Source organism: Sporosarcina sp. GW1-11 (assembly GCF_033088395.1).
GTDB lineage: Bacteria > Bacillota > Bacilli > Bacillales_A > Planococcaceae > Sporosarcina.
This window is the reverse complement of the sequence record NZ_JAPMIW010000003.1, coordinates 21,520-37,834: the sequence shown is the minus strand read 5'-3', so window position 1 is coordinate 37,834 and position 16,315 is coordinate 21,520. Positions and strand designations below refer to the sequence as shown.

At 40.5% G+C, this 16,315-nt stretch carries 12 protein-coding genes and 1 pseudogene; 5 read left to right on the top strand and 8 right to left on the bottom strand.

Features of this window, described 5'->3' with window-relative positions; genetic code table 11:
- Positions 1–17: 17 nt before the first annotated feature.
- Positions 18–1,313 (top strand): uracil/xanthine transporter, encoded by a 1,296-nt coding sequence (locus ORD22_RS03270; RefSeq protein ID WP_317644451.1) that lies wholly within the window; start codon positions 18–20, stop codon positions 1,311–1,313.
- Positions 1,314–1,376: 63 nt separating this feature from the next.
- Here ORD22_RS03270 and ORD22_RS03265 read toward each other — a convergent pair whose 3' ends face one another.
- The 3 genes from ORD22_RS03265 to ORD22_RS03255 form a co-directional block, all read right to left on the bottom strand.
- The gene (locus ORD22_RS03265; RefSeq protein ID WP_317644450.1) at positions 1,377–1,988 is read right to left on the bottom strand and encodes an SAM-dependent methyltransferase; all 612 of its coding nucleotides are present in this window, start codon (positions 1,986–1,988) and stop codon (positions 1,377–1,379) included.
- 50 nt (positions 1,989–2,038) lie between these two features.
- Complete coding sequence (locus ORD22_RS03260; RefSeq protein ID WP_317644449.1) at positions 2,039–3,601, bottom strand: sensor domain-containing diguanylate cyclase; 1,563 nt, start codon at positions 3,599–3,601, stop codon at positions 2,039–2,041.
- 152 nt (positions 3,602–3,753) lie between these two features.
- The gene (locus ORD22_RS03255) at positions 3,754–4,371 is read right to left on the bottom strand and encodes an NAD(P)-dependent oxidoreductase (protein ID WP_317644448.1); all 618 of its coding nucleotides are present in this window, start codon (positions 4,369–4,371) and stop codon (positions 3,754–3,756) included.
- Positions 4,372–4,545: 174 nt separating this feature from the next.
- Here ORD22_RS03255 and ORD22_RS03250 point away from each other — a divergent pair, with 174 nt between their 5' ends.
- Positions 4,546–6,276 carry a methyl-accepting chemotaxis protein gene (locus ORD22_RS03250; protein WP_317644447.1) on the top strand — a complete coding sequence of 577 codons (1,731 nt, stop codon included), beginning with the start codon at positions 4,546–4,548 and terminating at the stop codon, positions 6,274–6,276.
- A 266-nt stretch (positions 6,277–6,542) separates the two neighbouring features.
- Here the strand turns inward: ORD22_RS03250 and ORD22_RS03245 are convergent, their stop codons facing one another.
- The 4 genes and pseudogenes from ORD22_RS03245 to ORD22_RS03230 all read right to left on the bottom strand — a co-directional run bounded on the left by ORD22_RS03245 (position 6,543) and on the right by ORD22_RS03230 (position 10,898).
- Positions 6,543–6,704 (bottom strand): NAD(P)H-binding protein, encoded by a 162-nt coding sequence (locus ORD22_RS03245; protein ID WP_317644446.1) that lies wholly within the window; start codon positions 6,702–6,704, stop codon positions 6,543–6,545.
- Positions 6,705–6,818: 114 nt separating this feature from the next.
- On the bottom strand, positions 6,819–8,267 hold the full coding sequence (locus ORD22_RS03240; RefSeq protein WP_317644445.1) for a phospholipase D family protein: 1,449 nt from the start codon (positions 8,265–8,267) through the stop codon (positions 6,819–6,821).
- A gap of 81 nt (positions 8,268–8,348) precedes the next feature.
- Positions 8,349–9,125 (bottom strand): annotated as a pseudogene (locus ORD22_RS03235) (ABC transporter ATP-binding protein).
- A 66-nt stretch (positions 9,126–9,191) separates the two neighbouring features.
- On the bottom strand, positions 9,192–10,898 hold the full coding sequence (locus ORD22_RS03230; protein WP_317644444.1) for a BCCT family transporter: 1,707 nt from the start codon (positions 10,896–10,898) through the stop codon (positions 9,192–9,194).
- Positions 10,899–11,621: 723 nt separating this feature from the next.
- Between ORD22_RS03230 and ORD22_RS03225 the strand changes: the two genes are divergently transcribed.
- Together ORD22_RS03225 and ORD22_RS03220 are read left to right on the top strand one after the other, a co-directional pair.
- On the top strand, positions 11,622–13,289 hold the full coding sequence (locus ORD22_RS03225; RefSeq protein ID WP_317644443.1) for an ABC1 kinase family protein: 1,668 nt from the start codon (positions 11,622–11,624) through the stop codon (positions 13,287–13,289).
- 336 nt (positions 13,290–13,625) lie between these two features.
- The gene (locus tag ORD22_RS03220) at positions 13,626–14,183 is read left to right on the top strand and encodes a hypothetical protein (RefSeq protein WP_317644442.1); all 558 of its coding nucleotides are present in this window, start codon (positions 13,626–13,628) and stop codon (positions 14,181–14,183) included.
- Here ORD22_RS03220 and ORD22_RS03215 read toward each other — a convergent pair.
- Positions 14,117–15,001: a LysR family transcriptional regulator gene (locus ORD22_RS03215; protein WP_317644441.1), complete on the bottom strand. Its 885-nt coding sequence runs from the start codon at positions 14,999–15,001 to the stop codon at positions 14,117–14,119. The two genes, ORD22_RS03220 and ORD22_RS03215, sit on opposite strands and share 67 nt — an antisense overlap.
- 112 nt (positions 15,002–15,113) lie before the next feature.
- On the opposite strand from ORD22_RS03215, the gene ORD22_RS03210 reads away from it, so the two are divergent.
- On the top strand, positions 15,114–16,304 hold the full coding sequence (locus ORD22_RS03210; RefSeq protein ID WP_317644440.1) for a coenzyme F420-0:L-glutamate ligase: 1,191 nt from the start codon (positions 15,114–15,116) through the stop codon (positions 16,302–16,304).
- Positions 16,305–16,315: the final 11 nt, after the last annotated feature.

Below are 16,315 nucleotides of genomic sequence, written 5' to 3'. Positions count from 1 at the left end.
CACAAGGGGAGATGTAAGTGGGAACAAATCAACTGCGGTATTCTGTCACCGCGTTAGCAGGATTTCAATGGCTGTTTTTCATGTTTGCTAATACTGTCGTCATACCGATTTCAGTAGCTATTGCCTTTGATTTAGAGCAAATTGAAATGGTCTCTGCCATACAGCGCTCTTTTATTTATACCGGAATCGCTTGTCTTTTACAAGGTATATTGGGTCATCGTATGGCACTGATGGAAGGACAGTCGGGACTATGGTGGGGAGTGGTACTCAGTTTAGCAGGTACTGCGAGTGCGATGGGACTAAGTTTAGCGACGGTCGGTGGAAGTATCGCAGTCGGCGTGATGATTTCTGGTGTACTTGTTGCCGTGTTAGGTCTGCTAGGCATGGGCGAAATACTGAAAAAGTGGTTTACTCCTGCAGTGATGTTCGTATTTCTATTATTACTAGCTAATCAATTAATTACGATTTTCTTAAAAGGCATGATTGGTCTTAATGACGGTGAGTACATAAGTTTATCCACAACATTATTTTCATTCGCTTTGGCCACCTTGACGATCTTAGTTCACGTAAAAGGAAAAGGGATTATTAGTAGTTTGAATCTGCTCATTGGTATGACCGTCGGCTGGGTCAGCGCAGTAGTAATCTTCCCACAAGAAGCAACAGAAACGATTAAAACAACACCCTTTATTCAATGGTTTCCTTGGGGAGAACCGACACTTGAAATCGGAATTGTCATTATGGTAATCATTGCTGGATTACTCAACACGACAAATACGATTGCGACGTTAAAGGGAGCAGAAGATATTTATGAAAAAGAAACGACAAAGAAGCAATATAAAATGTCCTTCTTTATTACTGGTGGATTAAATGTTGGAGCTGGTGCACTCGGAGTTGTACCTTACGCACCGTACGCTTCATCGATTGGATTTTTGCAGTCAAGTGGGATTAAAGAACGAACACCTTTCTTCATAGGCTCCGTTCTGTTCATCGTCCTTGGCCTTGTACCGCCTTTAAGTGCATTCTTCTCTACGATTCCACAAAGCGTTGGGAATACGGTACTATTCGTAGCTTATTTACAATTGTTCCGTTCTGCTTTACGCAACATCGAAGGACTGACATTCGAGCCAAAGACTATTTATCGGATAGCCCTTCCTGCGTTGCTCGGTTTATCCATCATGACGTTACCAGCGGATGTCTTCGCTTCACTACCAGAACTTGTACAACCATTGCTTTCTAGCGGTTTACTAGTCGGTATTCTAGCGGCCTTGTTAATGGAACTGATTTTCTGGATCGGCCAACGCTTCCGCCTGTAGCGAAGTGAAATGGCATTCTATCCACTTTCCTACTTTGAATACAAACAGCCCTGATCATATGCTTCAGGGCTGTTTGTATGTATATACTAGGAAACGTTCGTTTTCGTCATGTACTTGCAAATGCGTAATAGGAATTTCTGCAACCATTTCGAACGATGGATGGCCTTGTAGAAATAGTTTATAAGCTGTAGTTGGGTAATACAAAATGACTTCAGCTGATCGTGGCGTTGTTTGCAAAGATAGGACGATATTGCGGATGACGGACCGGAATATTTCTATTGAAAAAGGATTAAAGAAATAGAATGTAGCGGCATCTGACGGAATTTTATAACGTTCCGCCAAGATACATTCAAATGATATACTCCCTTTTTTCTTAGGAAACGCCTGGCGATAATCCATTAAATTATTCATCGCGTCTTGATATAAAACACTGCTCATCTCAATTCCGATGGTATCCAATGAGTAAAGAGACTGTACATAAAAAGGGACCCTTCCTTTACCACAGCCGAAATCTAGCCAACTACCACTTTTCAATATGTCATGCTGGGCAAATAAATAGTCGAGCCCTTCATAAGGCGTTGCTTCATAGCGATTATAATGCGCCAGCTGATGAACCCATTCACGCATACCAGCTGTTTTGATGTGCAGACGCTTATCCATTGTATGTTCATCCATCATATCCCCTCCTTTGTATACCTTTCCAATCAAGAAAACCACGGCATATCTCATTCATGCTGTGGTTCATCAGAAACTACGATTGTTTTATTGCGACCTGTACGTTTTGCTTCATACAAACATTTGTCTGCAAGTTCGATCAACCGTGCAGGATGATTTGCATGCAGTGGATAAGCAGCTACTCCCGCTGAAATCGTTACAATTTCTCCACATGGACTGACCGTACTTTCTAATCTTCTACGCAAACGTTCCGCCACTAGATAGGCAGTGACTTTATCTGCTTTAGGCAGTAAAATCACAAATTCTTCGCCACCATAACGACAGCAAAGATCACCTTTTCTAGCTACTTTCTGCATGAGATCTGCTAAATAAATCAGCACTTCATCGCCTACTGAATGACCGTATCGATCGTTCACTCGTTTAAACTTATCGATATCAAAAATCACTAAAGCAAAAGGTTTTTGTTCCTCTACCCATTGTTTCATGAAATCATCCATCGTCCGCCGATTTATTAATTCTGTCAACGGATCCGTCGTAGATCGGTGAATGAAATAGTTCATTTCATTTCTGAAGTAATCCAAGCTATGCAACAGTGCGCCTTTTAGTTGCCTTACTTCATAATACCAATCAGAGACAGCCTCCATCTTCACTTTGTGGTCAGATTCTGGACTCGATTCAGTATAATAGGCTAATCTTTGTAGCGGCAGCGCTATTTTCTTCGATAAATAACTGACTAAGAAATAGGCCAGGAATAATAAAGGTAATGACATCAAGGCCATCTTTATCACCATTGTTTTGGCAGGTGCAACAGCTGTGCTTTCTTCCCTCTGCGATACAATACCCCAATCCGCGATGGGTACATATGAATAGCCAGCGAGCATAGGAACGCCCTGCGTATTGATAAGGCGTTGTGAACCGGTTGATCCTACAATCACTTTTCTCACTACTTTATTAGCAGAAACATCGTCATTTAGACGATTCTCTTGCTGATGATAGATAAGTGAGCCTTCTTTATCCACCACATAAACATACGAATCATTTTCAAAGAAGTGATTTCCCAAAATCTTCTCTAAAATGTTTGGTTTATTAAGGTAGATAGCTCCACCTAAAAACCCTCTATACGTACCATCCTCCATAAATAACGGCACACTGATGTATACAATCAACTCTCCGGTGATGCCCACGTATGGTTGTGAAATTAATGACCTTTTCTCTTCAATAGCTTGCCTTGCTCCAACAGATGTCAACTTTTCACCGATCAAGTTCAAACTCGGGGGTGATACACTTTGTACAATTCCTTCTGGAGAGACAATAGCAACGGAGTTAAACGTACTTGTCTGTGTGCCAATTCGCTCCACTACCCTATTTAATTGTCGTTGAGAATCGGGTTGATCAATCAATGACTGGACTTCATCCGCATTCACTTGCAATATTTTAAGCATTTCACGTAAATAAATGTCTGTTGTAGAAGCTAGTTTTTCAGCATATGCTAAATTCGTCTCCAAAGTAGAATCGATTAAAGCCTGCTTGTTCACGCGATAGCCGACTGTTGTACTCGTTAAAAAGGTTAAAATGATTGCTAACATCGCCACTATCTGAATTAATTTTCTCAAAGACCATCCCATTAGATTATCAAATCCCTTCTTCAATCCATATGGTTCTATTAACCTAATATACCACAGGAAACAGGAAATGTTATAGACCCTTTCTCACATTTCAAAGGCTAATGATTTAATCTATTGGAATAATAAATGTCAAAATGCTATTAATAGGAGATTCCCACGCGATAACCAATATGCTCTTTTTTAATTAATTCATCGTAAGCAAATGCTGCTGTATCCTTAGTAGAAATTTCTTTTCCATCAATTGGCAGATAATCTCGTTCCGTACGATAGTTTCCTACCGCTTCTCCATCAGGTAAATACGTAGGACAAACAATCGTCCAATCTAATGAAGAATTACGTAATAAGTCGAACACTTTATGATGTTCCTCCGCAGCGAATGTCAGCTTACGATTAGAATCCTTCGATTGATATCTCAGAAGTGACGGTTCATTCCGACTTTGTAAGATACCTGCTGTACCGATTGTTACAATTCTTTTAATCCTATGCTCCGTCATTCCATCTATAATCACCGGTATCGCTTCAGTTAGCGTTGTCGTTTGATCTGTTCCAAGTGCGCTAACTACAGCGTCAGCTCCCTTAATTACACATTTCACTTCATCAGCATTTCGTACATCCCCTTGTATCACCGTCAACCGTTCGTGCGGCTCACATTTCTCAGGTGTACGTACAAATGCTTTTACTTCATGTCCATTATTTAACGCATTTCGTAAAATTTCACTACCTGTTCGTCCTGTTGCACCGAAAATAACAATTTTCATTAAACATCCCCCCTGACTTTCACTTTACAGTAAATCTTCATATTTTTACACATTCTTCGCTTACTAGCAATATACTATGTAACTTAAATCTTCTGTATACTTACTAGTCGTTATATATTACACTAGTGTAATAATTAGTATTTTATTAGTCCGACACAGAAAGGATGAGATCATTTGAAATCGGTACGAACAAAACTGGTCTTACTCGCATTGATTGTCATCTTAGTACCTACTATGACTGTAGGTGCTGTAAACTATATGTTGGCAAAAAGTGAGCTAGACAAAGTAGGGCGCTTAGGCCTGGAAAACGGTACACACGTATTGCAATCGGTTATTCAAGAATTGAATCATCAAGTACAAGAAGGTGCATTAACGCTAGAAGAAGCACAAGAGCGAGCACGGGTACAAATTCTTGGAAAGAAAACAGGAGAAGGTACCCGTTCCATCGACAATCCAGCAAAGTTTGGAGAGAATTTTTACTTTTATGCATTCGATGAAGATGGATTGCTAGAAGTGCATCCTTCTATTGAAGGAGAAAACACTTATGATTTCCAAACGGATGACGGTCGCTACTTCGTTAGAGAGTTAATAGAAGTCGCGAAGTCGGGTGGCGGATTTGTCAGTTATGACTGGCCGACACCAAATAATCCAAATCAAAAAGCACCTAAGATCACCTATGCAGAAATGAATGAGCAGTGGGGCTGGATCATCGCAGCTGGCACGTATGAAATGGACTTCAACGCAGGCGCCACTAAAGTTTTATACTACACGATATTTATGACCATTCTCGCAACAGCTGTTGGCGTCATTCTTTATTGGTTCTTCTCGGGTCGCATGATGACTTATATTAAGCGCATCATGGACACGACCTCAGATATTGCAAAAGGCGTACTATCTGGACCGGAGATTCCGATCATTTCACAAGACGAATTAGGTAAACTAGCCGCGAACGTCAATAATATGAAAACTAGTTTGCAGGAGATGGTTGGCAATACACGAGATTCTTCTACACAAATGAGAGTTTCATCCGAGACGCTAAGCGCTATTACAGAAGAAACAACAGCATCTGCAGATGAAATCTATCACGCCATTACAGAAGTGTCTGCTGGTGCCGTCAGACAAGCAGAAGAAGCAGATCTAGCTATCAGCAAAGTAGAGCAACTTTCCGTACTAATTTCCGATACGACCCATCAATACGACACGATTATAAACGAAATGAATGAAGTCACCAATCTACAAGAAAACGGTAGCGATAAAGTGGAAGAACTTGCGGAGAACTCTAAAAAGTTCACGGTAGTCATCGAAGAACTACGTACAAACTTCTCCAACTTGACGAACCAAATGCAAGAAATCCAACAAGTGATTCAAACGATCACTTCGATTTCGGAACAGACGAACTTGCTTGCACTTAATGCTAGTATCGAAGCCGCTCGCGCAGGCGAACACGGAAAAGGTTTTGCAGTTGTCGCGGCAGAAGTCCGAAAGTTATCTGAAGACACACACCAAGCTACTGGACGTGTGCGTGATTTACTTGGTCGCATTGAAGCTGGCACCGCTACCTCTGATTCAAAGATGGGTCATACTTTGGAATTGTCAAAAACACAATTTGTTGCAATTGAAGATGTTCAAAGCGCGTTCAATAGATTATCTACTTCGATTCATGACATAACGAATCGTTTATCTTCATTGGATCAGAATATGCATCAAATGGATGATAACCGACTCGTCGTAGTGAATGCGATCAACGAAATTGCTAGTGTCGCAACCGAGTCGGCTGCTGCTACTGAGCAAGTGAATGCATCCATTGATGAGCAGAAAACAGCTGTCACATCCATTATGCACTCATCGGTTGAGCTACACAGCGAAGCAGAAAAGATGCACGAGTTAGTCGCACGCTTCACATAAGAAAAGAGGCTGTCCAATAAGTCCCTAAAAAAACTGAGCGATAAAAACCAATTGGTTTTCATCGCTCAGTTTTCTGATTTTATTTTTGGGGGTGAGAAGTAACGAGCGGATACCCGCTGTACGTATTATTACAGTTCTTTTAATCCTATGCTCCATCATTCCATCTACAATCACCAGTATCACTTCAGTTAGTTTTGTCGTTTGATCGATCTGTTCCAAGTGCGCTAACTACAGCGTCAGCTCCCTTAAGTACACGTTTCACTTCATCAGCATTTCGCACATCCCCCTTGTATTACCGTCAACCGTTCATGCGGCTCACATTTCTTAGGTGTACGTACCAATGCCTTTACTTCATGTCCGTTATTTAACGCAGATCTTAAGATTTCACTACCTGTTCGTCCTGTTGCACCGAAAATAACTATTTTCATTTGGTATCCCTCCTATCCTTCACTTTCCAGTAGAGTTTCATATCGTTGCACATTCTTTGCCTAAAGTAAAACAAGAAAACATCGTTTAACTCGTTCGCTAAACGATGTTTATGATTAATATGTTGTCATTTTGATCCAGCGCTGCAGAGCGTAGATGCCGCGTTGGAAAAATGTTAGGCTGTTCTGATATTCTTCTACATCTAACGTATAAAGTGCATCTTCGTTATTCCACAGCCTATCAAAATACGTATTGATCTCATTCGTCAACTCGCTATCGGTAGGGGCAATTATCCGTAGGTTGGCTTCTAGATTATAATCGCGTAATGTCCTTTCCGTCATGTTGGCAGAACCATTGGTGATGAATGTCTTATCTGCTGTTTGGATAGTGACCAGTTTAGTATGATACTGTCCAACCACTGCATTGTACCAACGCACGTCAATCTTATTGTCTGTGTTCTCTCTAAGTTCCTGCACGACAGGTCGATTGGGTAATCCTGATTTTTTACTGCCGAATGAATTTTCATTAGGATCGAGAATCATCTCTATAGTGACGCCACGGTTTGCCGCTTTTTCTAACGGTTGAATGACTTGTTGCTCGGATAAGTAGAACATTCCCATTCGAATGCGATCACCTTTTTTGGTCTTCTCTATATCATTCACTAACGCTTCTAGTACTTTACTTTCTGTTACATATTGGACTTCGTATGGACCTATTCCCTCTACTACATTCTCGACACGAGGTAACTTCCCTCCGGAAGAATACTGCAGAACGGCTTCTTCTGATTCCAAAATATCGTTTTGAATTGGCCCCTTCACTTTAAACGCTACATTCCCATGGCGACTACTTGCAGCGTGAGGATTCGATGAAGTCACTAAGGCCGCTTGATCCGTTACTAGCGTTTTTCGATGATTGGCTTTGACATTTAATAGTTTTAAGTAAGACGTAAATTTCACATTTGGCGCATCATTTGCTAAAAAGTTAGGAAAGTGGTTCTTACCATCAAATTCAATCCACTGAAGTAGCATTCGATAGACCCCTGAATAAATAGGCATCGAATCACGTAATGGCTCTAAATCTGTATAGACGACTTGCACACCCGCCTTCTCAAGATTCTTAAACCACTCCGACTCATACGAATCATAGCCCGTGTTTATCGGGTCTGTTATGTAGATAATCGGCATGTCAGGATTCTCTTTCTTCTTTTTTACTAAAGTCTTCGACAATTGATCGGCCAACTGAATAAAGTCTTCCTTTTCATCATAATAGTCATCCATCATAAAGAAATCCGCTACAACAAACTGTTCCGCTTCATCAATCAGCCGGAAAACTTCTTTAAAAATACGCAGTTCCGATGTGTACTGGTCTTTCGATTTTGTCTTTGAATAGGTTAGATCATATAAAAATTCAATATCTTCTACTTGATGTAACTCACCCGCATAAGATATTCCAGGCGGTAACGGTTTGTACGTATGCCAGAGCATAATTCCCGCATACAATAACGCAAATAAAAGTAAGATGTATGAAGCAATTCTTTTTTTCGTCCATTTTCGTTTCCTAGGCATAACCGTTTGCCCCCTTCCAGAGTGAGTTTCCTATTATAGAAAGTTCCCTCTCTGGATCGTTATAAACTACACTAACTAACTTTATTTAATAGTAAGATATGGACGTTCGATGCGCCATTCAATAGTGACAGGCACTTGATAGGTTTCTGATAGGAGCTCACTTGTCATTACTTCGTGTTTAGGTCCCGCAGCTACTACTTGGCCGTCTTTTAACAATAAGACATGCGTAATTTCCGGTACGAGCTCTTCGATGTGATGTGTAACATAGACAATATGAACATTATTTTTCGTGGCTATTTCAAGTGCTTCAAGGAATTGTTCTCTTGCTAAAATGTCCAGACCTGAACATGGCTCATCCAAAATAAGCAAATCCGGCTCTCCCATTAACGCTCTTGCGATTAGCACACGTCGCTTCTCTCCTTAAGACAGCACATTGAATTTCTTACCTTTTACGTGTTCTAACCTGAATTCTTTCACTAAAAAGTGCGCGCGTGTCCAATCTTCATCAATGATTTTATCGTAAATACCAAAGCTCGCGAACTTTCCACTAATGATGACTCGTTCAATCGTTTCGTTCCAGAAATAGTCCGAGAATTTTTCCAATGAACTACTGACATAACCAATTCTTTTACGAAGTTCGGGTAGGTACGTACTGCCAAAGCGCTTCCCAAGCACTTCCACTTCACCTGAAGAGGGAATCTCGTATGTGGAAATAATAGATAGTAAGGACGTTTTCCCAGAGCCGTTTAAACCTAGCAAGCCCCATTGTTGTCCCTCTGAAATTTCCCAATCTACATTTTGCAAAATTTGATTGTCGCCTCTTTTAAAATAAATATCTTCTATCTTCACTATCGACATGCCTATTTCCCCTTTTCGTTATAGAGAAAACCGGCTCGTGCTAAACGCAACGATCCGGCTTCTATGTTATTCGTCATCTTGTCCTTTCTTTTGCTCTTTTTCCTTTTCATATTCCATGTATTTCTTTTTTTCAAGTTCCTGATATTTCTTATCACTTTTTTCTTTTGCTTTTCTCGCCTTTTCTTTCTCCCGACGCATTCTTCTCTCTTTTTCACTTTCTTTACGTTTCCGTCTCTTTTTAACTTCTCCTTCCACATGCTCAAATTGACGAATATCAGTCGGTCTGACCGTGATTGGTTCACGCGCTAATAATTTACCCAAGGAGAACATCAGAAGCAATAGGAATAAAGTAAACGGTAAAGCGGATACGAGTGATGCTGATTGCAACGCTTCTAGTCCACCGGCAGACAAAAGCACGGCCGCAATAGCAGTCATCAAGAAGCCCCAGATGAATTTAACAACTAATGGTGGGAATAAACTTCCACGCATTGTCATACTTGCTAAAATATATGTTGCAGAGTCAGCAGACGTAATTAAAAATGTAAAAATGAGTACGATTGCTAAAAATGATACGATATTTGTCATAGGTAATTGTTGCAGTGTAGCAAAAATTGCAGACGTTACATCTTGATCAACCTCTTGTGCAATTTGTGTACCGTTTCGCAAATCACTATATAAAGCCGTCCCTCCAAGTGTTGCAATCCACATACAAGAAAATGCTGGAGGAATGACCATCACGCCCATGATAAATTCACGAATTGTACGCCCTTTTGATACACGCGCAACGAATGCACCAACGAACGGTGACCAAGCAATGGTCCAAGCCCAATAGAATATTGTCCAGTCCTTCACCCACGTACCACCTTGATAAGGCTGTAATCGCAAGCTATACGTAATGAAATTATTAATATAATCCCCAATAGCTAATGTGAAGGTTTCAAGGATAAACACTTTTGGTCCTACAATAAAGAAAAACACTAATAACGCAATCGCCATCCCGAGATTGAAATTCCCAAGATACGCAATCCCCTTACCCAATCCCGATGCAGCTGATGTCATATAAGCAACAAATACGACAGCAATAATTATGAGTTGAACGGTAAATGTACTTTTTATATCGAATACATATTCCAGCCCGCCACTCATTTGTAAAACTCCCATTCCCAATGAAGTCGCGATCCCCATGACTGTCGCTACAACAGCGAATGAATCAATCCCAGTCTTCACATGGCGATTGCTTCCAATCAACGGTTCCAATGCTGTAGAAATTAAGCCATCTTTCTTCTTCCTGAACTGCAAGAAGCCAATAACTAATCCCACCATACCGAAAATTGCCCACTGTGAAATTCCCCAGTGGAAGAATGAATAGCCCATTGCTACACGTGCAGCTTCCTCCGTCTGTGCTTCTACACTAGCAAGCGGTGATTTAAAATAATGACTCATCGGTTCCGCCACACCCCAGAACACAAGCCCTACACCGAAACCAGCAGAAAACAGCATACCGATCCATGTAAAAAATGGGTACTCTGGACGTTCGGTATCGCCTCCAAGCCGAATCGCGCCAAACTTACTGATAGCTAGTCCTACTAAAAATACAATGACGATAAATACTGCAAGTAAATAAAACCAGCCGAAATTATCTGTCGTAAAGTGGTATAATCTTTCGGATACCTTTCCGAAAGGTGCTGGTTTAGCGGCACCTAATACGACAAGTATAAAGATAAATACTGCCGAGATGTAGAATACGGGGTTTGTCCAAAATTTTCTATTCACAACTATATCGACTCCTAGTGTTTAATTTGGTAACTCTCTTACTATTCTTCATACCCGTAAACAAAGGGTAAATAACACATTTCCAATTATAAAAAGGGAGGAGATATATTTACCAAACGGAGTATAACTATTTATACTACACACCGAAAAAGACATCTTCAAGCGAAGATGTCTTTTTCATTATATTCTTTCTCCCTATATCGTTCAGTTAATTCCCGCCATCATTATCATAAACATTGCATACTTTACATACGTTAATAAGGAGAACTCGATAACTATGCGTACCGAGGTAGCTATAAACCTTATGCATCTCCGTTAGATCATTGCCCACCTGTGCTTGTGAAGACCTTTTCACTACCAACACAGCAATTCATGAATGTTCAGCCACCGGGTCTTCCCCCAATATTCTGCTGCTGAAGCATGACGTCATGGTAGTCTTTGATCCGCTCGAAAAGGGAGAGGATTTCCTAACGGATGCAGGAGAGCAACGCTTAAAGAAGTTGCGGCTGAATAAAAGGCACGAGCGTCTTACCAACGGATGATCAATGTCTCAGATAATACTCTCATACACGATTCATCTAAAAGAAGTACGCGATCGAAAAAAGATTTTTTGATTGCATGATCCCATTCCCTCTCGCGCTAGAGGAATGGGGTCTTTTCATTGTTCACTGCACACGATTTAATGGTATCTTTTGTAGAGAGGGGCTAACGGAGGTGTTCTTATTGCTGAAACGAAGAATGAAGAATGCACAGCGTTTTCAAGAAATTATCAATGTTTTTTTCAAAAATGGATTCAGCCATATTTTATTCCGACTTGGGTTGACTGATCGAAAATTCTTTTCTGCCGACGAGAAAGCTGATGTGAATTTATATCATGTTGGAAAAAAGCTACGTATTGCGCTAGAACAACTCGGACCAACTTTTATCAAACTTGGGCAAATCGCAAGTGGTCGCCGTGATTTAGTACCGGAGGAAATTGCATCAGAGCTTGAAAAACTACAAGACCACGTCGAATCTTTTTCATTTGAAGTGGTGCAGGAAATTATTGAATATGAACTAGGTGGGACGATAGAAGAATTATTTCAAGAGTTCGATAAAGAACCCCTTGCTTCTGCTTCAATTGGGCAAGTACATAAAGCCCGGTTGAATAGCGGCGAGTTCGTAGCAGTGAAAATACAACGTCCGAATATAGAACGACAAGTGAGTACTGATTTATCGATTCTCCATGACTTAGCAGGCTTCTTAGAGAAGAATATGGAATGGGCCAAGGCTTATCATCTACGCGATCTCATCCATGAATTTTCCCAATCATTGCGGGAAGAACTCGATTATCAGTTAGAAGCCCGCAATGCCGAACGAATTTCACGACAATTTGCAAAGATAGCTGATATTCATGTGCCACGTGTCTACGATGAATACACTACACGCAAAGTACTTACTACAGACTTAGTTACGGGAGTAAAAGTAAGTAATATACAGCAATTAGACAAAGAAGGGTATGATCGGCGACTACTTGCTAAACGAATTGCTGACTCTATGCTTTCACAAGTAATGGAATACGGTTTTTTCCATGGTGATCCTCATCCTGGCAATATTTTTATCGCACCGGGACCTGTTGTGTACTTCATTGATTTTGGTATGGTCGGGCAGCTTAGTAAAGAAATGACTTATCATTTCATTTCCCTACTGCTGGCTTTACAAAGAGGGAATATTCAACGGCTAATTGATATTTTTTCTTCGATGGATATTCTAGATGCCCATACGAACACCGATGCCTTGTATCGGGACTTACAAAATATCCAGCGCAAGTATTATGAAACTCCCTTAACGGATCTAAAGCTTGGCGATGTGTTCATGGAGATTTTTTCTATCGCGTTCCGCCATCATATTCGTCTGCCGAATGAAATCGCCATTTTATCAAAAGTGATTCTTACGTTAGAAAGTGTTTTAGGTACATTAGATCCTTCTTTTAGTATCATGAAAGCAATCGAGCCTTATGGTAAAAAAGCATTTCTTAAACAATATGACCCGCGCTATTTACTCGAGAACGGCTGGCATTCGCTAGTGAAAAATACAGAAATTCTAGTGGAATTACCTAACGATATTAAAAAAGCAGTGAAAACGATTGAAAAAGGAAAAGTTGAATTAGCTGTCGGTTTGAAAGAATCGAATATCATATTCCGCAGGTTCGATAAGATTGCTAACCGTCTTTCATTGAGTATCGTCTTGCTTGCATTCAGTATTTTGATGGTGGGACTGATTATCGGCTCAGCTATTTCCGGACAAACCGCTATATTCTTACATCTTCCTCTTATTGAAGTAGGTTCTATTGTTGCAACTCTCATGTTTGTCTATTTACTTTTCTCTATCGTACGGTCTGGAAGAATCTAGCGGTAGTTTATTACTATCAAAATCGAGGATAAAGGGACAGACTACTTTTTTACGATTGGAGGATTTTATATGATAAAAGACCGCCAAGTAGATAGAAATAGCAAAAACAAACAACTAGAAACTTTTCGTGTGAATGATCATGAACATTCATTACTGACCAAGGAAAAGAACATTTTGTGAAAATCGATTGGAAACCAAAGCTTGATGTTCGTTCATTAGCGTGGCATGAAGCTGTTGGACAACATTGCTTTGTGGTCGAAAGTTTACAAATACAGAGAAAGAGCCGGACAGCTTGAACACTGTTCGGCCTCTTCATGTTGGAAGGGAACACAGGCTATGAGCGAGAAACCTAGTTCTATGAGCGCGACAACACAGGCTATGAGCGCGAGAACTAGTTCTATGAGCGCGGGAACACAGGCTATGAGCGTGAGAACTAGTTCTATGAGCGTGAGAACTAGTTCTATGAGCGCGAGATCTAGTTCTATGAGCGTGGGAACACAGGCTATGAGCGTGAGAACTAGTTCTATGAGCGCGGCAACACGGGCTATGAGTGCGCGACCTACTTCTATGAGCGCGGGAACACGGGCTATGAGCGCGCGACCTACTTCTATGAGCGCGGCAACACGGGCTATGAGCGCGAGAACTAATTCTATGAGCGCGGCAACACGGGCTATGAGCGCGAGAACTAATTCTATGAGCGCGGCAACACAGGCTATGAGCGCGAGAACTAGTTCTATGAGCGCGGCAACACAGGCTATGAGCGCGAGAACTAGTTCTATGAGCGCGACAACGAATTGTTTATCATTTTCCCATCATTCCTTTCCCCATCATTCCTTCTCTAAAATCCCAATAAACTTAGAAGCTGCGGGTGATAAAGAAACGTCTTTTAAATAGCAGACACCTATGCTTCGCTTCGGGATAGGATCCAAAAATTCTACTTCTTGCAACTTACCAGTATCCAAATAATTTGCCGAAAACTCTTTGACTACACAAGCAATACCTAAATTGATTTGCGCGAACTCTAGTAATAACTCATGTGATCCTAATTCAAACTCCGGATAAATTTTCACACCTTGTTCTAATAAAAAGTCTTCCACATACTGACGCGAGTTTGATTTAGATTCCAATAAAATAAGCGGAAGCCTTGTTAATTCTTGCAATGGCACTGGTCGGAGAAACAGTTTTTCAAATCTCTCACCATAAACGAATGTATCTTGCACATCAAAACACGCACGTTGTTCTAAAGAATCATCTTCCACTGGAAAGTTACAAACCGCAATATCAACTTCACCCGATTTCAATGAAGCAATAAGCTCCATTGTCGTTCCGTTAATAATTTTGAAACGTATACTTGGATAATTGGTATGGAATGCTTCTAAATAGGGCAATAAATAGTAACGAGAGATTGTATCGCCTACACCGATTTTCAATTCTCCTGCCGACAAATTTTTCAGCTCACGTAATTTTTCATTTCCCGCATCAATAAGATTTAACGCAGAATTAACGTATTCGAACAACATCGAGCCTTCGTCAGTCAATGAAACACCTTTAGAAGTACGATTAAAAAGACGCGCATCTAGTGCCCCTTCCAGCTGCGAAATAATTTGACTGATTGCTGGTTGCGTCATGAATAACTGTCTAGCCGCTTTTGAAAAACTTTTATTTTGAACTACCGTACGAAAAACTTTATACCATTCTAAGTTGATCGACATATAACCACCCCTTATACCACCTATTAAGTATATTAATTTTACTTATATCATAAATACACGCTATAATACAGTGAAGAGTGATCAAATTGAGTTTCAATGAGGAGCGATTGATTTGGAAAGAGTAGTAGGTACCGTTGTTAGAGGATTGCGTTGTCCAATCATCAATGAAGGCGACAATATCGAACAAATCGTGGTAGACAGCGTATTAGAAGCTTCTAGAGTTGAGAATATTTCATTTCAAGATAAAGATATAGTATCAATTACAGAATCCATCGTGGCACGTGCACAAGGGAATTACGCAACTATTGATGATATCGCAAAAGACATCGAGGCAAAATTCGGTGATGATACAATTGGCGTGATATTCCCTATTTTGAGTCGTAATCGTTTTGGTAACTGTTTGCGCGGAATCGCAAAAGGTGCAAAGAAAATTGTCTTAATGCTTAGCTACCCTTCTGATGAAGTCGGAAACCACTTGATAGAGCTAGATCGTTTAGATGAAAAAGGCGTTAATCCTTGGACAGATGTGTTGACTGAAGCTGAATTCCGTGAACATTTTGGTGAAAATAAACACCCCTTCACTGGTGTCGATTACATTGAATACTACAAATCATTAATGGACGAGTTTGGTTTAGAACACGAAGTCATCTTCTCAAACAACGCTAGAACGATTTTAGATTATACAAAAACAGTGCTAACATGTGATATCCATACACGTTTTAGAACGAAGCGAATTCTTGAAGCGAATGGTGCTGAGAAAGTTTACAGCTTAGACGACATCTTAGCAGAATCCATCGACGGTAGTGGCTACAATGAACAGTTCGGTTTACTTGGTGCCAACAAAGCACAAGAAGACAGTATTAAACTGTTCCCGCATAGTTGCCAACCTGTTGTCGACAACATTCAAGAAATGCTAAAAAAAGAAACGGGCAAACATATTGAAGTCATGATTTATGGAGATGGCGCATTTAAAGATCCAGTCGGCAAGATTTGGGAACTGGCAGATCCAGTCGTGTCCCCTGCTTACACTAGTGGATTAGACGGCATTCCAAATGAAGTAAAACTAAAGTATTTAGCAGACAATGACTTCTCTGATTTACGTGGCGAAGAGTTGAAACATGCTATTTCTGACTTTATTGAGAAAAAAGATACAAACTTAATGGGTTCTATGGCTTCACAAGGAACAACACCTCGTAAGCTAACAGACTTGATCGGTTCATTATCGGATTTAACTTCTGGAAGTGGCGATAAAGGAACACCAATCGTCTTCATACAAGGCTATTTCGATAACTATACAAATTAACCTTTTCACCT